The 19,748-nt window shown below is 51.9% G+C and carries 20 protein-coding genes; 15 read left to right on the forward strand and 5 right to left on the reverse strand.

What is annotated here, in order from left to right:
- Window positions 1-40: 40 nt before the first annotated feature.
- Both HF324_RS07500 and HF324_RS07505 read right to left on the reverse strand, forming a co-directional pair.
- On the reverse strand, window positions 41-610 hold the full coding sequence (locus HF324_RS07500) for an NADPH-dependent FMN reductase (RefSeq protein WP_168811001.1): 570 nt from the start codon (window positions 608-610) through the stop codon (window positions 41-43).
- Between the two features lie 17 nt (window positions 611-627).
- Window positions 628-2,070: a hypothetical protein gene (locus tag HF324_RS07505; RefSeq protein ID WP_246269456.1), complete on the reverse strand. Its 1,443-nt coding sequence runs from the start codon at window positions 2,068-2,070 to the stop codon at window positions 628-630.
- A 265-nt stretch (window positions 2,071-2,335) separates the two neighbouring features.
- On the opposite strand from HF324_RS07505, the gene leuC reads away from it, so the two are divergent.
- The 6 genes from leuC (at window position 2,336) to HF324_RS07535 (ending at window position 8,260) form a co-directional block, all read left to right on the forward strand.
- On the forward strand, window positions 2,336-3,733 hold the full coding sequence (gene leuC, locus HF324_RS07510; protein WP_168811005.1) for a 3-isopropylmalate dehydratase large subunit: 1,398 nt from the start codon (window positions 2,336-2,338) through the stop codon (window positions 3,731-3,733).
- 24 nt (window positions 3,734-3,757) lie between these two features.
- Window positions 3,758-4,507, forward strand: coding sequence for a methyltransferase domain-containing protein (locus tag HF324_RS07515; protein WP_168811007.1), 750 nt, complete (start codon window positions 3,758-3,760; stop codon window positions 4,505-4,507).
- Between the two features lie 12 nt (window positions 4,508-4,519).
- Window positions 4,520-5,119, forward strand: coding sequence for a 3-isopropylmalate dehydratase small subunit (leuD, locus tag HF324_RS07520; RefSeq protein WP_168811009.1), 600 nt, complete (start codon window positions 4,520-4,522; stop codon window positions 5,117-5,119).
- 38 nt (window positions 5,120-5,157) lie between these two features.
- A complete protein-coding gene (leuB, locus tag HF324_RS07525; RefSeq protein WP_168811011.1) occupies window positions 5,158-6,237 on the forward strand; it encodes a 3-isopropylmalate dehydrogenase in 1,080 nt (359 codons plus the stop codon).
- A 27-nt stretch (window positions 6,238-6,264) separates the two neighbouring features.
- Window positions 6,265-7,770: a 2-isopropylmalate synthase gene (locus HF324_RS07530; protein ID WP_168862219.1), complete on the forward strand. Its 1,506-nt coding sequence runs from the start codon at window positions 6,265-6,267 to the stop codon at window positions 7,768-7,770.
- 124 nt (window positions 7,771-7,894) lie between these two features.
- Window positions 7,895-8,260 carry a hypothetical protein gene (locus tag HF324_RS07535; protein WP_168811014.1) on the forward strand — a complete coding sequence of 122 codons (366 nt, stop codon included), beginning with the start codon at window positions 7,895-7,897 and terminating at the stop codon, window positions 8,258-8,260.
- A 59-nt stretch (window positions 8,261-8,319) separates the two neighbouring features.
- On the opposite strand, the gene HF324_RS07540 is transcribed toward HF324_RS07535, so the two are convergent.
- Window positions 8,320-9,003 (reverse strand): M15 family metallopeptidase, encoded by a 684-nt coding sequence (locus HF324_RS07540; protein ID WP_168862220.1) that lies wholly within the window; start codon window positions 9,001-9,003, stop codon window positions 8,320-8,322.
- 145 nt (window positions 9,004-9,148) lie between these two features.
- On the opposite strand from HF324_RS07540, the gene HF324_RS07545 reads away from it, so the two are divergent.
- The 9 genes from HF324_RS07545 (at window position 9,149) to HF324_RS07585 (ending at window position 16,919) form a co-directional block, all read left to right on the forward strand.
- Complete coding sequence (locus tag HF324_RS07545; protein WP_220100698.1) at window positions 9,149-9,931, forward strand: SDR family NAD(P)-dependent oxidoreductase; 783 nt, start codon at window positions 9,149-9,151, stop codon at window positions 9,929-9,931.
- 75 nt (window positions 9,932-10,006) lie between these two features.
- Complete coding sequence (locus tag HF324_RS07550) at window positions 10,007-10,759, forward strand: hypothetical protein (protein WP_168811019.1); 753 nt, start codon at window positions 10,007-10,009, stop codon at window positions 10,757-10,759.
- A gap of 24 nt (window positions 10,760-10,783) precedes the next feature.
- On the forward strand, window positions 10,784-11,635 hold the full coding sequence (locus HF324_RS07555; protein ID WP_168811021.1) for a fumarylacetoacetate hydrolase family protein: 852 nt from the start codon (window positions 10,784-10,786) through the stop codon (window positions 11,633-11,635).
- 6 nt (window positions 11,636-11,641) lie between these two features.
- On the forward strand, window positions 11,642-11,971 hold the full coding sequence (locus HF324_RS07560) for an L-rhamnose mutarotase (RefSeq protein ID WP_168811023.1): 330 nt from the start codon (window positions 11,642-11,644) through the stop codon (window positions 11,969-11,971).
- A 104-nt stretch (window positions 11,972-12,075) separates the two neighbouring features.
- Entirely contained in the window at window positions 12,076-12,903 is an 828-nt protein-coding gene (locus HF324_RS07565; RefSeq protein ID WP_168811025.1) for an amidohydrolase family protein, read from the forward strand.
- A gap of 22 nt (window positions 12,904-12,925) precedes the next feature.
- Window positions 12,926-13,708 (forward strand): L-fucose dehydrogenase, encoded by a 783-nt coding sequence (locus HF324_RS07570; RefSeq protein WP_168811027.1) that lies wholly within the window; start codon window positions 12,926-12,928, stop codon window positions 13,706-13,708.
- A 58-nt stretch (window positions 13,709-13,766) separates the two neighbouring features.
- A complete protein-coding gene (locus tag HF324_RS07575) occupies window positions 13,767-15,005 on the forward strand; it encodes a sugar MFS transporter (RefSeq protein WP_168811029.1) in 1,239 nt (412 codons plus the stop codon).
- Between the two features lie 64 nt (window positions 15,006-15,069).
- A complete protein-coding gene (locus HF324_RS07580) occupies window positions 15,070-15,846 on the forward strand; it encodes an MbnP family protein (RefSeq protein ID WP_168811031.1) in 777 nt (258 codons plus the stop codon).
- 8 nt (window positions 15,847-15,854) lie between these two features.
- Entirely contained in the window at window positions 15,855-16,919 is a 1,065-nt protein-coding gene (locus tag HF324_RS07585; RefSeq protein WP_168811033.1) for a cytochrome-c peroxidase, read from the forward strand.
- A gap of 61 nt (window positions 16,920-16,980) precedes the next feature.
- Here HF324_RS07585 and HF324_RS07590 read toward each other — a convergent pair whose 3' ends face one another.
- Both HF324_RS07590 and HF324_RS07595 read right to left on the reverse strand, forming a co-directional pair.
- Window positions 16,981-17,553 (reverse strand): DNA-3-methyladenine glycosylase I, encoded by a 573-nt coding sequence (locus HF324_RS07590; RefSeq protein WP_168811035.1) that lies wholly within the window; start codon window positions 17,551-17,553, stop codon window positions 16,981-16,983.
- Window positions 17,541-19,742 (reverse strand): DUF4954 family protein, encoded by a 2,202-nt coding sequence (locus HF324_RS07595; protein ID WP_168862221.1) that lies wholly within the window; start codon window positions 19,740-19,742, stop codon window positions 17,541-17,543. The genes HF324_RS07590 and HF324_RS07595 overlap by 13 nt, the downstream gene beginning before the upstream one ends.
- Window positions 19,743-19,748: the final 6 nt, after the last annotated feature.

The following is a 19,748-nucleotide window of genomic DNA, read 5'->3' on the forward strand; positions in this document are numbered from 1 at the left end:
GAACCCTGGGAATAATGCGCGTGATTCGCGGTGCGGTAATTTATTTCCCGGCAGGCGGAAAACGATCGCTCAGTGCTGCCAGTGATTCGAGCATCAGCGGCAGTTGCTTGCGGATGAATTCATCCGTCAGGTTGCCGGTTTCGTCGAATTTGTGCTGTGCGTTGGCAATCATGATTTCAGGTTTGTTCACTACGTGGGCGTTGAGGAACACCATCACCTGCCGCAGATGGTACTGCATGCGTGCGGTGCCTACGTTACCCTGGCTGGCGCCCAGGATTGCTACTGCCTTTTCATTGAAAGGTTTGTCGGGGTGCCGGGAAAGCACGTCTATCACGTTCTTCAGGCCACCGGGGACAGAGTAGTTGTATTCCGGTGAAACAAAAATAACCCCGTCGGAGGCTGCAATTTTCTGTACAAGCGGCACTACCTGTTCCAGCAGCTCCGTATGTACGTCGGCGTTATACATCGGTACGTGGTCATAAAAGACCTGCTCAATGGTAATGTGTGACGGCGCCAGCAGTTGCATGGCTTTCAGCGCCATTTCGTTGTAGGACCCTTTTCTCAGACTGCCACAGAAGGCAATGAAATGGTACTTTTTTTCGACAGACATGGTGATACTTTAGATGATTAAATTCTTCTTTCTTTATTGATGAACTTCCGGTGAATGACTTCCTGCACCGGGATGTTCTCGATCTTGCTTTCCAGCCAGGAGATGATGTCCAGGTAGAGGAACGACCGGCGTTCGTACGGATCTTCGGAGATCTGCTCCAGTCTGTCTTTCAGGTCCACAAAGGCGCTGCGCAGCTCTTTGGGGTTAGCATAGATATAGCGGCGCAGGAACTTCATGATCGCTTCCATCACCAGCCCGAGGTCTTTGTGTTTGGAGATGAAGTGATAAACGGATTTGATCAGGTATTCCACCAGGCTGTAGTTTTCCAGCTCGTAGTGCGCAATGAGATGCAGTATGCGGGCAAAACACTGAATGTCGGCGCGCAGGTTGCCGATCTTCAGGTTGATGATTTTGTTGAGATAAAATATCGCTTTGCTGTTATCGCCGCTGCCGAAGTACAGGCAGGCGATCTTGTAGTAAAACACCAGCACCCGGTGCTGGTCTATCTTCAGCGTATGATTGCTGATCTCTGATTCCAGCTCCGGTACCATGGCCAGGCCCTGGCTGAAAGTACCTTCCAGGAAATAACGGTTGATCTTGGCGGTGTACAGGTATACGAACGCCGAGGTGCGGGTATTTTCATGAAAGCTCTCTTCGTTGGCCCGGATGAACGTCTCCAGGTCGCACAGCGCCGATTTGAATTTCTCAAAATTGGACGTATAGAAGTGGGCGGTCAGCAGGTTGTGCTGCGCTTTGATGTACAGGTCCATATCGGTCTGTTGCAGCGTGGGGTACTGTTTGAACAGGTCTACCCATTTCTGGGTATACCGGTAGTACATCACGAAGTCCTGCAGGATATAATAGTACCAGCACGATGCCTGGTAGAGGTATATCTTCTCGTAGAAGCTCATCTGGGAAGCGTCGCGCTGCGGTAGCTGGCCTTCGAAGAACGATTTCACCATGTCGGCGTCCCGCTCGTTGCGTGCATGGCCCAGCTTCAGGTAGAGACCGTACATCCGCAGGGATAGCGTGCTCAGGCGACTGATATGCGTGAGCTGGTGTTCGATCTGCCGGGACTCTGCGCTGAGCGCTTCAGCCCGGTTTTCCAGGCTGCGGGTGATATGCCTGGATTCAATCAGCTTCTCAAACTCCACAATTTCATAGCTCAGCATCACTTCTTCCTGCTCCAGCGCCATGGTCTTGGCTTTGGCCAGTATTTTCAGGCTCTGGTTGTACAGCCCCTTATTATATAATACCCTGGCGTGGTCCAGCTGCTCCCGCAGGTCTATCAGCGGGTCTTTCTGCTTGTACAGCTGCCGCAGGCTCGACAGCAGATGCTTGTACAGGTGCGCCTTCACGTTGGACAACTGCTGCTTCTTCAGGTCCGGCACTTTCTTCAGTATCTGCTCCTCGTCGTAGTCCTTCATTTTGTCCAGCGTGTTAAAAAGCTGGATGAACAATACGTCGTCTTTGGTATTATTCTTATTAAAAGCCAGCTGAAAATTCCGCTTTTCAGCTTTTGTTAGCGTTTTTATTAATATGAATAAAGCGTCAGTTTGACTGTTGGGCATCGTTAATAAAATCTTATAAATAATTGATAAACAGACAGTTGATGTATATCAATGTGTTTTAAAAGTTGTAATTATAGCAAATTTAGCGATATGGCAATTAAATATTGCCCATTAGATTTGAAGGTATAAACAATTTAAAAGGAAAGCATTAAGGATGGGAAAAACGTTATTTGATAAGATCTGGGACAGCCATATCGTGATGAGCAAGCCGGAACATCCGGACGCGGTGTATATCAACACGCACTTTATCCATGAAGTAACGAGTCCCCAGGCATTCGACGGCCTTCGTAAACGTGGCATCCCGGTATTCCGCCCGCAGAAAACCAGGGCTACCGCCGACCACAACGTACCTACGCTGGAGCAGCACCTGCCGATCAAAGAGGCCCTCAGCCGCCACCAGGTGGAGATGCTCACCAAAAACACAGCAGAATTCGGTGTGGAACTGTACGGCCTCGGCCATCCCTACCAGGGCATCGTACATGTGATCGGTCCCGAACTGGGCATCACCCTGCCGGGCATGACCATCGTGTGCGGCGACAGCCATACCAGCACCCATGGCGCTTTCGGCGCGGTAGCCTTCGGTATCGGCACCTCCGAAGTGGAACAGGTACTGGCCACCCAGTGTATCCTGCAATACAAGCCTAAACGCATGAAAATAGAGGTGAACGGCGCCCTGAAAAGCGGCGTGCTGTCTAAAGACATCATCCTCTACATCATCTCTAAAATATCCGCTTCCGGCGCTACCGGCTATTTCGTGGAATATGCCGGCGAGGCTATCCGCAACCTCAGCATGGAAGCCCGTATGACCATCTGCAACATGAGCATCGAAATGGGCGCCCGCGGCGGCCTGATCGCTCCGGATGAAACGACATTCAACTATATTAAAGGACGCCAGTTCGCCCCGCAGGGCGCCGACTGGGACAAAGCGCTCGCTTACTGGAAAACACTCTTCTCCGATGACGACGCACAGTTCGATAAAGTCCTCACCTTCGACGCCGCCGATATCGAACCGCAGATCACCTACGGCACCAACCCCGGTATGGGCATGGGCGTTACCCAGCATATCCCGGCACTGGACCAGGTGGAAGAGAAAGAAAGACCTTCTTTCAAAAAATCCCTGGAATACATGGACCTCCAGCCCGGCAGCGCGCTGCTCGGCAAAAAAATCGACTATGTGTTCATCGGCAGCTGTACCAACTCCCGTATTGAAGACCTCCGCCTGGTGGCCGACTACGTGAAAGGCAAACGCAAAGCCGACGATGTGGTGGTATGGATCGTGCCCGGCTCCAAACAGGTGGAAGCACAGGCCAAAGAAGAAGGTATCGACAAAGTATTCGCTGCAGCCGGTTTCCAGCTCCGCGAACCCGGATGCTCCGCCTGCCTCGGCATGAACGAAGACAAAGTGCCTGCCGGCATGTACTGCATCTCTACGTCCAACCGCAACTTTGAAGGCCGCCAGGGCCCCAACGCCCGTACCTTCCTCGCCAGCCCGCTCACCGCAGCTGCCGCAGCCCTCACCGGCCGGGTAACAGACGTCAGGGAAAATTTCTAAATACCAAAATATCAAAATGTCAAAATGAAGTGGGATGCCGACTTATATAAAACAAAACACGCCTTCGTGTTTCAATATGGCAACAGCCTGATCGGTGACTGGTTGCAACCGCAGGAAGGGGAAACCATCCTCGACCTGGGCTGCGGTACCGGGGAACTCACCGCTCAACTGGCAGCCACCGGCGCCCGGGTCACCGGTCTCGATGCCTCTCCCGAAATGATCGCCACCGCACGGCAGTCATTCCCGGAAGTGACCTTCGAAGTGGGCGACGCCACTAATTTTATGCTGCCGCAGCAGTTCGACGCCATTTTCTCCAACGCTACCCTGCACTGGGTGCGGGAAAAAGAAAAGGCCATCAACCGCATGTTCACGCACCTGAAAAAAGGCGGCCGCCTCGTCATCGAAATGGGCGGCAAAGGAAACGTGGACAGCATCCTGCTGACACTCGACAAAGTGATGCAGGCCAAAGGCTACCGCTATGAACCTTTCTGGTATTTTCCCTCTCCGGGCGAATACGCCACCCTGCTGGAAAATGCCGGCTTCCGCGTGGAAAGGGTACACTTTTTTGACCGTCCCACGCAACTGGCCGACGTGAACAACGGCATCATCGACTGGCTGGAGATGTTCGGTAAACATTTTTTTGCCGGCGTTCCGGAAAACGATCAACAGGCTATCCTGCAACAGGTACAGCAGGAGCTGGCCCCGCAGATCACCCGCGACGGACAGCTCTATGCAGATTATGTGAGACTGCGCATAGCTGCCATAAAAATCTAAACAGACATTATCATGAGTAAAATATTTCAACATCTTGTTTCATCTGCGGTACCTGTACCCATAGAAAATATCGATACCGACCAGATCATCCCGGCACGCTTCCTGAAAGCCACCACCCGGGACGGTTTCGGCGAAAACCTGTTCCGCGACTGGCGCTTCGACGCCAACAACCAGCCTAAAGCTGATTTCGTGCTCAACAATCCCATCTACAGCGGTAAAGTGCTGGTGGCCGGTAAAAACTTCGGCTGCGGCTCCTCCCGTGAACACGCCGCATGGGCCCTCGCCGACTATGGCTTTAAAGTAGTGGTGAGCAGCTTCTTCGCAGACATCTTTAAAAACAATGCGCTCAACAACTTCATCCTGCCGGTACAGGTCAGCGAAACCTTCCTCGATAAAGTGTTTCAGGCCATCGAAGCAGATCCCAAAGCACAGATAGAGGTAGACCTCGAAAACCAGTTTATCCGCATCGTAGCCAGCGGCGAACAGGAAAATTTCGATATCAATGCTTATAAAAAAACCTGTCTGCTTAATGGTTATGATGATATCGACTACCTCCTGAGCCTTCGCCGGGACATCGAAAAATACGAAGGCACCAGGGAATTCAATTTCTAAACAATCACTAAAACAACAACATAAAAGCAATATCCTGTATGGGCGTAGAGAAGAAAATATTGGTAATACCCGGCGACGGCATAGGCCAGGAAGTAACCACCTGGGGGCAGAAAGTACTGACTGCCATCGCTGCCAACTATCACCACAAATTCACGTTTGAAGAAGGTATCATGGGCCATGTGGCCATCGAAGCCACCGGCGACCCGCTGCCTGAAGAAACGCTGCAGAAGGCTAAAAACAGCGACGCTATCCTGTTTGGCGCCATCGGCCACGCGAAATATGACAACGATCCAACGCTGAAAGTAAGACCTGAACAAGGCCTGCTGAAGATCCGCAAGGAACTGGGCCTGTACGCTAACCTACGCCCCATCAAGCTGTTCGACGAACTGCTGGAAGCTTCCAGCATCAAACCGGAAATCCTCCGTGGCTCCGATATCCTTTTCTTCCGCGAACTCACCGGCGACGTGTATTTCGGCGAAAAGAAAAGAACAGAAGACCGCAACACCGCTTCCGACCTGATGATCTATCATCGTTATGAAGTGGAACGCATCGCCCGCAAAGCCTACGAAGCTGCCCGTAACCGCCGCAAAAAACTCTGCTCCGTAGACAAGGCTAACGTACTGGAAGCCAGCCGGCTGTGGAGAGAAGTGATGCAGGAAGTAGCCAAAGAATATCCCGATGTGGAAACAGAACATATGTTCATCGACAACGCTGCCATGCAGCTGATCAAAGACCCGAAGCGTTTTGACGTAGTGGTAACAGGTAACCTCTTCGGTGACATCCTCACCGACGAAGCGTCCCAGATCGCAGGTTCCATGGGTATGCTGGCTTCAGCGTCCGTTGGCGATAAAACAGGCTTCTACGAACCTATCCACGGTTCTGCACATGACATTGCCGGTAAAGGCATTGCCAATCCGCTGGCATCCATCCTGTCCGCCGCACTCATGCTCGACATCTCCTTCGGCCTCAAAACCGAATCACAACGCGTGATCAAAGCAGTAGAAGCTACCCTCCGCCAGGGCTACAGGACAATGGACATTGCCAATAAGCATACCGTGAATGAATTCATCATGGGCACAGACGCCATGGGCGCCAAAGTACTGGAAAACCTGAACTAATTTTTTCATTGAAAATATTACACTATCATGGATAAAAATCGTGTATACGTCTTTGATACTACCCTGCGTGACGGCGAACAGGTCCCTGGTTGCCAGTTGACTACTGTCGAAAAAATTATTGTAGCGAAAAAACTGGAAGCGCTGGGAGTGGATATCATTGAAGCCGGCTTCCCTATCTCCAGCCCCGGCGATTTCCAAAGCGTGGTGGAAATATCCAAGGCGGTGACTGAACCTGTTATCTGCGCACTCACCCGCGCCAATACCACTGATATCGATGCTGCCGCAGAAGCCCTGCGCTTCGCTAAACGCAAGCGTATCCATACCGGTATCGGTTCTTCCGATATTCATATCAAACATAAATTCAACAGCACCCGCGAACAGATCGTGGAACGCGCGGTAGCGGCCGTGAAATATGCCCGTAAATTCACCGACGACGTAGAGTTCTTTGCGGAAGATGCCGGCCGCGCAGACAACGCTTTCCTCGCACAGATGATCGAAGCGGTGATCGCCGCAGGCGCCACCACCGTGAACATCCCGGACACCAACGGCTACTGCCTGCCCAACCAGTACGGCGCTAAAATCAAATACCTGGTAGATCACGTCTCCAATATCGATAAAGCCATTATCTCCGTTCACTGCCACAACGACCTGGGCCTGGCTACTGCCAACACCATCGCCGGCGTAATGAACGGCGCCCGCCAGGTGGAATGTACGATCAACGGTATCGGCGAACGCGCCGGTAACACTTCCCTCGAAGAAGTGGCCATGATCCTGAAAACACACCACGGACTGGGATACCATACCAATATCAACTCTAAAGGCATCTACGATATCAGCACGCTGGTAGAGAAAATGATGCGTATGCCGGTACAGGCCAACAAAGCCATCGTAGGCCGCAACGCTTTCGCGCACAGCTCCGGCATCCACCAGGACGGTGTGCTGAAGCACCGCGAAAACTACGAAATCCTCAACCCGGAAGACGTAGGTATCAACTCCAATTCCATTATCCTCACCGCCCGCAGCGGCCGCCACGCGCTGAAACATCACCTTGAGCGGCTGGGCTACAAAATGGATAAAATCAACCTCGACGAAGTATACCAACGCTTCCTCGAAATGGCGGACAAGAAAAAAGAAATCAGCGACGCAGACCTGCAGCAGCTGATGGGCGACGGAGATGATAAAAACTATGGCGATAAAGCTATCAAAGTAACGCTGTTACAGGTGGTGTGCGGCGATCCGCTGCGCCCTATGGCAACCGTGAAACTGCGCATCAACGGGGAAGACCGGGAAGCCAGTGCTGCCGGCAACGGCCCTGTGAACGCTACCATCAACGCTATCCACGCTATCATCAAGGATGATATTGAACTGGATGAATTCAGCATCCAGGCCATGCACGGCGGCAGCGAAGACGTGAGCAAAGTAAATATGCGCGTAAAACACAACGGCCAGTCTTTCTACGGCTTCGGTTACTCTACCGATATCGTGAATGCCTCTGTGCACGCCTATGTAGACGCGCTCAATAAGATATACTAACTATTGCCAACAGAACGTACAAACGGAGTTGCGGCGAATAACCGCGGCTCCGTTTTTTTGTGTAGCATGGTTTTTGTTGACTGCGTTCACACAAATCAACTAGAGTCATTTTAAACTACACAGTATGAAATTTAACCATGTCTTGTTGGGCATTGTATGCCTGTTTGCTGCTGCTGCCTGTCACAAAACCACTTGCGAACAGGAAAATTATCCTCCCGTAACAGCATCACGCGTAGAGGGCAGCTCAGACAGCATCCGCTTTAACCTGAGCTACTACGGTTCCCGTTGTGAGGAGTTTACCGGATTTAAAGAATCTGATTCCTCCGGCATACATGTGGTGTACGTAAAAAGCCTTTTCAGGTCCTGTAATTGTACAGACTCGCTTCAGAGACTGGAACGGCCATACACCGTTAAAGCGCCGGGCCCCGGCACCTATTATTATAAATGGGGACCTTATACAGGTAAGATCGACACTGTTATCATTCCTTAACAAGCGATGGGTTTATCCGGGACTGCTTACATGGTAGTCCCAAATCGCCGCCCCGGGCTTCAGTCCGGGGATGTAATATCCATCAGCGGGTATTTTTTATAATCCGGGAGATAGAAATGCCACCATTCCGTGCTGGACCCTTTGAAACCGTATTGTTTCATCGTGTCGCGCAGCAGTTTACGGTTAGCCGTGACTGTTGGATCGGAGGGAACATAATTTTCATGCGCCTTTTGGGTAAAATCGTCAAAGTCCGTTGGCATCGCCACGGGCTTTCCCGTTTTAAGATCAGCCATGGACAGGTCTACCGCTACGCCGCGATTATGCCCGGAGCCTTTACGCGGGTCGGCGGCGTACAGGTCGTTGGGCACAATTTTGAACATGGCTTCGGTAACCCGGTAGGGGCGGTAGGCGTCGTATATCAGCAGCGTGTATCCTTTTTCATTGAGGGCTGCCTGCACCGCTTTCAGCTTCTCGGCGGCAGGCCGGCGCAGATAGATCTTCGTATGCCGGTAAAGCTGCTGATGGGTGAAATTGTTGGTGGTGGCGTATCGCACGTCCTTGCGGATATGCGGTATAAAGGTCTCGAGGTCTACCAGCTGCTGGTTGGAGTCCTTTTTTACCAGTTGCGCGTATTGTTCCGGGGTGTTTACCACCAGCAGGCCGTACTGATTGGGTTTAAGCTGCTGGGCGGTTGCCTGTTGCAAAAGGCCTCCCAAAAGGGCTGTCAATATCAGTTTTCTCATAGTCTCAAATGGTAAAAAGTCGTTCATTTGCTCCGGAAATTATTGAATTTTGCGAAAATTAGGCAAGAAAGTATGAAATACAGTGAAAATACAATTGTAAATCGCATAGTAAAATAGGTATTTTAGAACCCTTAAATTTTTTAATATGGAGCTGTTCAGATTAGATCACAAAGTGGCGGTTATCACCGGTGGTGGTAGCGGCATAGGACAGGCGATCGCAAAATGCTTTGGCGCCCAGGGCGCCAGCGTGCATATTATAGAGCTGAATGAAGAAGGAGGCCGGAGCACGGCAGAAGAAATTAAAGCGGCAGGCGGGCAGGCGCAGGTACATGCCTGTAACGTGGCCGACCAGGCCGCCGTGATCAACGTAATGGACAGCATTGTGCAGCAGGCCGGTAAACTGGACATCCTGGTGAATTGCGCCGGTATTGCCCATGTAGGCAATCTCGAAAACACCACCGAACAGGATTTCGACCGGGTATACCAGGTGAATGTGAAAGGTACTTATAACTGCATGTATGCAGTCATCCGGCAAATGAAAGCCCAGGGTGGCGGGGTAGTGCTGAATATCGCTTCTATCGCTTCCAGTGTGGGTATCCCGGACAGGTTCGCCTACTCCATGAGTAAAGGCGCGGTGCTCACCATGACCCTGTCTGCCGCCAAGGACTACCTGGGCAGCAACATCCGTTGCAACTGCATTTCCCCGGCGAGGGTACATACGCCGTTCGTGGACGGCTTCATCGCCAAAAACTATCCCGGCAAAGAAGCGGAAATGTTCGATAAACTGAGCAAAACCCAACCGATAGGCCGTATGGCCAAGCCGGTGGAAGTGGGGCACCTGGCCCTCTACCTCTGCTCGGATGAGGCTGGTTTCATCACGGGATGCGACTATCCGATCGACGGCGGTTTTATCAGGTTAAATAATTAATAGATTGAATGTGATGAATATTGCTGAAGGTTGTTATCTTTCAATCTATTCATTCATCAATCATTAATAACGATTATGCAACATTTTCGTGTATGGCTGGTAGCACTGGCAGCAATGGCCGCTACCGCCTGTAATTCGGGAAACGGAAACAAAAACAACGGCGCCGACACCGCTGCAGCGCTCACGCCTGCCACGCCCGCCGGCACCGTGGACGTAGCCATTACAGGCAGGGACAAAGACACCCAGACGATCACCATTAAGTTTCAGATAAAAGATCTGAAAAAAGAAAAAACATTCGAGCAGATGGTGCTGAAAGATGCGCCGGAAGCAGAGCTCTTTAAAGTGTTGTGGGATGAGCCTAACAGCGCCTACATCGGGGTGCTGAAGCCCAACCACGCCGTGCGTTACTACCACGCCAGCCAGGATGGCAACGATCTGAAAGTACTGTGGGCCACATCTCCGCCGGAACGTATCTGGAAATATATGGAGAACACCATGGGCCTGGGCAAAGTGTCCGCATCCGCGGCGCTGACCAAAAAGTACAGCAAAAACATGCAGTCCGGCCAGATCATCGCCGACTTCATCGCGGAAATCAGACCGGACAACAGTCCCGACAGCATAGAACTCTATGTGGAATTCGGCGGTGTACAAAAAAGCATGTACATCGGCATTCCGGCAGGGTATCAGCCTACCATACAGCAAACAACGGAAGCAGACCACGTGTACTTCTCACTGGTAAAAGACGGTAAGGCAGAACCTTTCATCGACCTGAAAGTGGACAACGGCCGCTTACAGGTGCAGACGCTGAAAGAAATCAGGAAAGACTAAAGGATAACAATAAAAAATACTGAAATGAAACTGATCAGGTTTGGTTTACCGGGACAAGAGAAACCGGGCATTGTTACAGAAGCAGGGATGTTTGACGTCAGCGCTTTTGGAGAAGATTTTGGAGAACAATTCCTGGCTTCCAACGGCCTGGAACGCCTGTCCCAATGGTGGGCACAGCATGGCGCTTCCTGCCCGCAGGTACCTGCCGGCACCCGGCTGGGCGCTCCGTTTCAGCGGCCGTCCAAGATCGTGTGCATCGGTCTCAACTATGCCGATCACGCCCGTGAAACCAACGCGCCGATTCCCACAGAACCCATCGTGTTCTTTAAAAGCACTACCGCGCTGGTAGGCCCCAACGATGACCTGATGATTCCGCGTAACAGCGAAAAAACAGACTGGGAAGTGGAGCTGGCCGTGGTAATCGGTAAAAAAGCCTCTTACGTGGAAGAAAAAGACGCGCTGGACTATGTCGCCGGCTACTGCCTGCACAATGATTACAGCGAGCGCGCCTTCCAGCTGGAGAGAAACGGTCAGTGGGTAAAAGGCAAAAGCTGCGATACTTTCGCGCCTATGGGCCCCTGGCTGGCGACTAAAGACGAAATCAAAGACGTGGACAACCTGCGTTTATGGCTCACCGTTAACGGCCGGAAAATGCAGGACGGCAACACTTCCAATTTCATCTTCAACGTACCGTTCGTAGTGGCTTACCTGAGCCAGTTCATGACGCTGCTCCCGGGCGACGTTATCTCCACCGGCACACCGGCAGGCGTAGGCCTCGGTATGAACCCGCAGGTATACCTGAAACCGGGCGACGTGGTGGAACTGGGCATCGATGGCCTCGGCACTTCCAAACAAACAGTAGTAGCCTTTAAATAACTGCATATGAACCGTTATTGCCTGGCACTGGACCTGGTCGACGATCCGCAGCTGATAGCCGAATATGAAGACTATCACCGCAACGTATGGCCGGAGATCAAAAAAAGCATCACCGACAGCGGTATCCAAAACATGGAAATCTACCGCGCCGGCAACCGCTTGTTTATGATCATGGAAGTGGACGATAGTTTCTCTTTTGACCGCAAAGGCGCCATGGACGCTGCCAACCCCACAGTACAGAAATGGGAGCAGCTGATGTGGAAATACCAGCAGGCTTTGCCGGTAGCCAAACCGGGAGAGAAATGGATCATCATGGATAAGATCTTCTCATTATAAATTTTTTGATTTTCGATTTTTTGATTTTCGATTTCGGGGAACAAAACCTGCTTTCTATTCCAAAAATCAAAAAATCGAAAATCAAAAAATCCCAAAATGATATTATGGTAATCGACGCACATCAGCATTTCTGGCAGTATGATCCCGTCCGCGACGCCTGGATAGACGACTCCATGCAGGTCATCCGCAGGGATTTTTTTCCGGAACACCTGGAGCCCGTGCTGGCCGCTAACGGCGTACACGGTTGTGTGGCGGTACAGGCAGACCAGTCGGAAAATGAAACCGCTTTCCTGCTGGACCTGGCGGATAAACATCCGTTCATCAAAGGCGTGGTAGGCTGGACAGACCTGCGCGATCCCCACCTGCGGGACCGCCTGGCCGCTTATGCCGCCCATCCCAAACTCAAAGGGTTCCGGCATATTGTACAGGGCGAACCCGATGTGAACTTCCTGCTCGGAGACGACTTTTGCCGCGGCATCGCCGCCCTGGCGGAATTCGGATTCAGCTACGATATCCTCGTGTATCCGAAACAGTTAGCCGCCACGGCCGCCTTTGTACAGAAATTCCCGGACCACCGCCTCGTGATAGATCATGTGGCCAAACCGGATTTTAAAACCGGGGAACTGGACGAATGGGCCGCTTATATGCGCCGGATCGCCCGGTCACCGAATGTGTACTGTAAGCTCAGCGGACTCGTGACGGAAGCGGACTGGCAGTACTGGCAGCAGGAACACTTCGAACCGTTCCTCGATGTGGTACTGGAATGTTTCGGCCCCAACCGGCTCATGTTTGGGTCCGACTGGCCCGTTTGCCTGCTGGCAGCAGACTACGCACAGGTGAAAAACATCGTCACCAGCTACATCAGTAAATTATCAACAACAGAACAAAACAACATTATGGGAGGCAATGCCATCTCATTCTATCATCTATAATATAAAGCATAACACCACGCATATGGATTTAGGATTACAGGGAAAAGTGATTATCGTTACCGGCGGTGCCAAAGGTATTGGAGAAGGTATTGCAAAACTGGTAGCAGCGGAAGGAGGCATTGTCATCATTGCCGGCAGAAATGAAGCTGACAACAGCAAAACCGTCAACGAGATTATCGGAGCGGGAGGCCAGGCCCACGGCATCAAGGCCGAGCTGTCCAATGTGGAAGACTGCCGCAAAGTGATCGCCGAAACCGTTGAAAAATACGGAAAAATAGATGGCCTGGTCAACAATGCCGGCGCTAATGACAGCGTAGGACTGGAAAGCGGCAGCCCGGAACGTTTCATGCAATCGCTGCAAAACAACCTGTCACACTACTACAACCTGGCCCATTTTGCGCTGCCCTACCTGAAAACCAGCAAAGGCAATATCGTGAATATCGGCTCCAAAGTAGCGACCACCGGCCAGGGTAACACCTCCGGCTATGCCGCTTCCAAAGGCGCTATCAACGCGCTGACCCGCGAATGGGCAGTAGAACTGCTGCCTTACTCCGTACGTGTCAACACGGTCATCCCGGCCGAGGTGTGGACACCACTGTACGAAACCTGGATCAACTCTCTCCCCAACCCCAAAGAGAAACTGGCAGCCATCACCGCCAAAATTCCTTTTGAGCAGAGAATGACCACTTCAGAAGAGATCGCCAACACGACCGTGTTCCTGCTGTCTCCCCGTTCCTCACATACAACCGGACAGATATTATTCGTTGACGGAGGTTATACACACCTCGACAGGTCCATCAGCTGAGCATTGCCGACTAAACTGATACATTACTCTTTTACCTGAAAACAATAAACTCTTCGTTATGGCCGGAGGCGCAGTAAGTAATTCCACCTATACCAGCAGTCCCCCCAGCGGGAAACAGGCTGGCAACTACCTTTTCCCGTTTATACTGGTCACCAGTTTGTTCTTTTTATGGGGCCTGGCATACGGCCTGCTGGACGTGCTGAACAAACATTTCCAGGAAGTGCTCAACATCACGCCCAAGCGCTCCACGCTGCTGCAGGGCGCATACTTCGGCGCATACTTCGTCATGGCTTTGCCTGCCGGTATGTTTATGAACAAGTTCGGTTACAAGAAAGGGATTATCATGGGACTGCTGCTGTATGCAGCCGGCGCCTTCCTTTTCTACCCGTCGGCCCGCGCGCTCAATTTCGACTTCTTCCTGCTGTCGCTCTTTGTGCTGGCCTGCGGACTGGCCTGCCTGGAAACGGCAGCCAACCCATACGTGACTGTGCTGGGGCCGAAAGAGTCCTCTGAACAGCGGCTGAACCTGTCACAATGTTTTAACGGATTGGGGTCTTTCCTCGGGCCTGTCATCGGTGGGGCCCTCTTCTTCGGCGGTGGAAAAGACGACCTGACATCCGTACAGCTCACCTACATCGTTATCGGCGTGGTGGTATTGCTCATCGCCGCTTTCTTTTACCGCACCAAACTGCCGGAAATCAAAGAGGCGGAAGCGGAAGGTGAAGCGGTCATGAAAGACGAAAGACCGCTGTTTGCCCATAAACATTTTGTTGGCGGTGTTATCGCCCAGTTCTTTTACGTGGCCGCCCAGGTAGGCGTAGGCGCGCTGTTTATCAACTATGCCACCGAATACTGGCAGGGCACTTCCAACGAAAAGGCGGCTTACCTGCTGTCTGCCGGCATGGTGCTGTTTCTCGCCGGCCGTTTCGTAGGTACCGCCCTGATGCGTAAAATCGCTCCGAATCAGCTGCTGGCGATCTACGCTTTCATCAACGTACTCTTGTGCGCTTTTGTGATGACAGGCAACGGGGCCGCTTCTGTATACGCGCTGATAGCCGTGTTTTTCTTTATGTCTATCATGTTCCCGACTATCTTCGCCCTGGGAGTGAAAGACCTGGGAAAACATACTAAAAAGGGCGCTTCCTTTATTGTGATGTCTATCGTAGGCGGGGCATCTGTTCCCTACCTGATGGGAGTGGTGACAGAAATGTATTCTACCGCCATTTCCTACGGCATCCCGCTGATCTGCTTCATCGTGGTGTTCTACTACGGCTGGAGGGGCTACAAGAGAAGCTAGGGACCTTTTTTAATCCTTTAATCCGCAAAATCATCGTATATTCCTTAATACAAAAAGGAATACCATGATCTTGCGGATTTTTACTTTCTATATCTTCCGTTGTGTCCTGATATGCCTGCCTGTCCTATGGCTCTGCGGATGCGCAAAAAAAGATAAACAAGACGATACGCCACCGGCGTTTTATACCTGGATGTACCTGGATGTCTCCCACGAGATGAATGGCAGCCAGCTCGTTAGAAACACAAAACTTTACACGAATCCTGCCGGTGAAACCTTCCGGGTTTCTCAGTTCCGTTATTATCTCAGCAATTTCGCGCTTGTGGATGATGCCGGGAAAACCATCCAGCTGGCCTCCGCCTATTTCCTGGTAGACGATGCGGTGGATTCCACCAAACACCTGCGGCTCGACAGCCTGCCTGCCGGCACCTACAAGGCGCTCCGCTTCCTGGTAGGGGTAGACAGCGCCCGTAATAACAGCGGCGTCCAGTCCGGTGCTTTAGCCCCTGAAAACGGCATGTTCTGGACCTGGAACAGCGGCTATATCATGGCGAAGCTGGAAGGCACCTCCGATGCGGTCGCATCCCCCGCACATGCGTTCCAATGGCATGTAGGCGGTTTCAAAGGTCCCTACAATGTGCTGAAAACGGTGGAATTGCCGCTGGCCTTCCATGTAGGCGCCTATACCGCAGCCATACCGCGTTTTAATGTGGTGGCCGGCCTGGATAAATGGTTCGCGCCCAATACCGCCAGCTTCGCGCAGTCGCCCGTTATCATGGCGCCGGGAGAAGCGGCGCTCAACATCGCCAAAAACTACCAGCAGATGTTCTCCATTAAAAACTAGCACCACGGATGCGCCATAAAGCGTTATATATCGCTGTTGCCTTCGGTACCCTGCTACTGCTTGCCCATGCCTGTAAAAAGGAAAACAGGGGCGGAAGCGGTGGTCCGGGGCCGGAGCCTGTAACGCTGTCGCTGCCGCCCGGATTTCCCGACCCGGTATATAACTTTTCCGGTAATCCGCTGACCAGGCAGGGGATAGCCCTGGGGCGCTTTATATTTTACGATTATCGCCTCTCCAAAGACAGCACCGTTTCCTGCGGCTTCTGCCACCAGCAGTTCGCCGCCTTCGGGCATTTCGATCATGCACTGAGCCACGGCGTAGGCGGCCGGCAGGGCAACCGCTCGGTACCAACGATCTTTAATATGATCTGGCAGAAAGAATTCATGTGGGACGGTGGGGTGAATAACCTGGAAATACAACCGCTGACACCGCTCACGGACCATCGTGAAATGGGCGTGGACCTGAAAGAGCTGCTGCAGAAAATGCAGGCCGATCCCAGGTACCGGCAGCAGTTCAAAGCGGCTTTCGGTACGGAAGAAGTCACCAGCGAACGGATGTTCAAAGCCATTACCCAGTTTGTGGGCACCATGATCTCGGGTAACTCCCGCTACGACAGCATTATCCGCAAAGTGCCGGGAGCGGCTTTCTCGCCGGATGAACAGGTGGGCTATACGCTATATCAGCAAAAGTGTGCGGCCTGTCACAAAGAACCGTTGTTTACCGACCTGAGTTATCGCAGCAACGGCCTGCCCTACCTGGCTGCGCTCAACGATGTGGGACGGATGAAGATCACCGGCAATACGGCTGATTACCTCAAATTTAAAGTGCCTTCATTGCGCAACATCATCAGGAGCTCCCCCTATATGCACGATGGCCGGTATTCCGATATCTTCCAGGTGTTCGGTTTCTACGATCATGGCGTAAAAGATACCATCACCACAGACGTGCTGGTGCGCAAGGGTGTGCCGCTCACCAGCCAACAGCAGCGGCAGCTGTACCTGTTCCTTAATACCCTTACCGATTATACGCTGATCAACAATAAAGATCTTTCCGAAGTATTGATAGAGCCCTGAAACAAAACCGCCATCGATAAAATATCAATGGCGGCTTCGCAGGAAGTATGCGCTGAAAGTATTATCCCTTCGATCTTTTATAGCAGGAGGCTATATGATCGTTCACCATACCGGTAGCCTGCATATAGGCGTAACAGATAGTAGACCCTACAAATTTGAACCCGCGTTTCAGCAGGTCCTTGCTCATAGCGTCGGAGACAGGCGTTTTCGCCGGAACTTCCTGTAATGATTTGAAATTGTTGACAATGGGTTTGTGATTGACGAATGACCAGATGTACTTATCGAAGGTGCCGAATTCCTTCTGCACAGCCAGGAAGGCTTTAGCATTGGTGACCGCGGCATTGATCTTCAGCTTGTTCCGGATGATGCCTTCGTTTTCCAGCAGCCTGGCGATTTTTTTATCATCGTATTTAGCGATCTTTTTCGCATCCCAGTTGTCAAAAGCTTTGCGGTAGTTTTCCCGTTTGGTGAGCACGGTGTGCCAGCTAAGGCCGGCCTGTGCGCCTTCGAGGCAAAGCATTTCAAAGAGATGCCGGTCGTCGTGACTGGGCGTTCCCCATTCATGGTCGTGATAGTCTTTATACAATTGATCTTTCAGGCTCCAGCCGCATCTGGTTTTTTCTACAGTTCCCATTCATTGATAATTTTTCTGACCCGGTTTTTATATTCGCCCAGTTCGTTCAATGTCTCGTTGATAAAGGCATTGTCTTCCAGGCTGCCTACCACTACGTTCATTTCGTCGGCATTTTCGTAGGCCAGTTGGCGGAAAGGATTTTTATAGTCTTTCTCCCTTGAATGGCGGATGTTGTGTGCCATCCATTCCATGGTGCGGGTAGAGTCTTCCAGCCATTCTGCGAGTAATGCAGGGGTAAAGTTTTTCAAAGATACCTCTTTTATTTCCAGCATACTGGCAACGGCGTGCTGTAGTTTGTCGGTGGCGTATTCCTTACCGATTTCGATGTACTGTTCGTGCAGTTGCGGCCAGCTGGCGATTTTATTTTTCCGGATTTTCTGCTTCAGCAGGTTGACGGTTTCTGCTTTCATCAGTTGTCCGCCGATGTTGTGCCACTCACCGCGTTTGGCTGTTTTGATGGCAGCCTGTAAAGCGAGGAATGACGGCTTTTTGGCGGCAATGATGTTTTTCATGCCGTAGAAAACAATCAGTTCGCGGAAGAGCGCGTAAGCTTTGTGCACCTTCAGCAGCTGCACTTCGCGGGAGCTGTTTTCCATGCCCCTGACCAGGACGGTCAGGCGGGCCACTTCTTCCGGCTGCTGCAACAGGAGTTCCTTTCCTTTTTTACGTATATCCTTTTCCGTTATCTCCTTTTTTGGCGTGTTTTCCGGCAGCGCGTACCATGCTTTGCCTACGGCAGCTTCCATGATAGCCAGTCCCTGGAACATTTCCTCTACGGAGTCCGGGGCCAGGAAATCATATTCTATCAGCTGGGTTTTGTCGGTGCGTTTGTCGCGGTCCACATATTTCCAGGAGTTGCGGGCAATGGCGTACATGTTGTGCATGAACCAGTAGCCGGGCATGATCTTGAGCCGGTTATCATGCTCATCGTTCAGCACGAGGCAGAAAGGGATATTGATATGCAGTTCAGACATATAATTGCCCTTGGAGATGAGCGTGAAGCTGGCGAATTTGGAATTGTGTTTCAGGCTTACGCATAGTCCCGGCCAGAAGCCCCTGCCGGCGAGGATTTCGCCGTCAGCGCCGCGGGAGTTGTGGTTGGAGCCGATAGTAGCGCCGGCGGCCATATTACTTTGCCCCATCACCAGCGCCGCACAGAGGAACGAATTGTTATGGTGCTGTTCGTGTGCCGGGAATATGAGGGAGTTGAGCACCTCGCAGCAGGAGATGGTAGCGTTGTTACCGAGGTACGAGTTGATCAGGCGGGCGCCGTATTTCAGCTGTGAATGCGAGGCCATCACAAAACGAACGGCTTTTACGCCGTAGAAAACGCGGCAGCCGTAGCCGATGATACCGTTCACCAGTTCACATCCTTCTCCTATCTGTGAGGCGGCGTCGCTGCTGCTGTTGATCGTGAGGTTTTTCAGCTTGTTGGCGCCTTTAAGGTAAGCGTCGGTGCCGATGGTCACGTCTTTGATGATCTTGCAGTTTTTGATCACGCAGCGGTCGCCGACCATGCCGTAGTAGCCGCGGCGCTTGTCGAATTGCTTTTCGGTGAAAGCTTTAAACTGCTGCTGCAGCTGCAGGTCATCGCGGTAACGTGTCCAGAGGTAGGCGTCGCCGGGCAGCATGCCATCGAAGGGCATGACGCTGCGGCCGCCGTTTTCGTTGCAAAGCTCCAGCTGGATACGGCCGCTTTCTGACTCGCCTTCTTTCAAAATCCCGTTCCCGAACTTGGCATAGTCGGTGGTGGCCATCTCGTTGACATTGGCGACGATCACTTCATTGCCCAGGATATAGTGGGAGAGGTAGTTGACATTGTGTACCACGACGTTGTCGCCGAAGTCGCAGGCGCAGATGGTGCTGTTGTACAGTCCTACCGGCAGCCGCAGGTTGTGGAACTCGAGATAATACGGTTCCAGTTTACCGATGCGCACCATGCCAAAGAAGTGGCAGTGCTGCACCAGCTGCGGGTTGAATTCGTTGGACACAAAAATATTGTTCCAGTCGTCGGAACTGTTGTCGTTGCGCACGAGGGCTTCCACCTCATGCGCCAGCAGTCTTCTGTATTCGCCCTGCCGGCTCCATTGCTCATTGCGCAGGTAGTATTCGTCTTTTCCCTTGGGTAACGGGGTTTCAATAAAGTTGTAACCCAGTTCGGATAGTGGTTTCTTTTTGATGTTGTTCATGGATAA

Origin of the sequence: Chitinophaga oryzae, assembly GCF_012516375.2 — a bacterium.
GTDB lineage: Bacteria > Bacteroidota > Bacteroidia > Chitinophagales > Chitinophagaceae > Chitinophaga > Chitinophaga oryzae.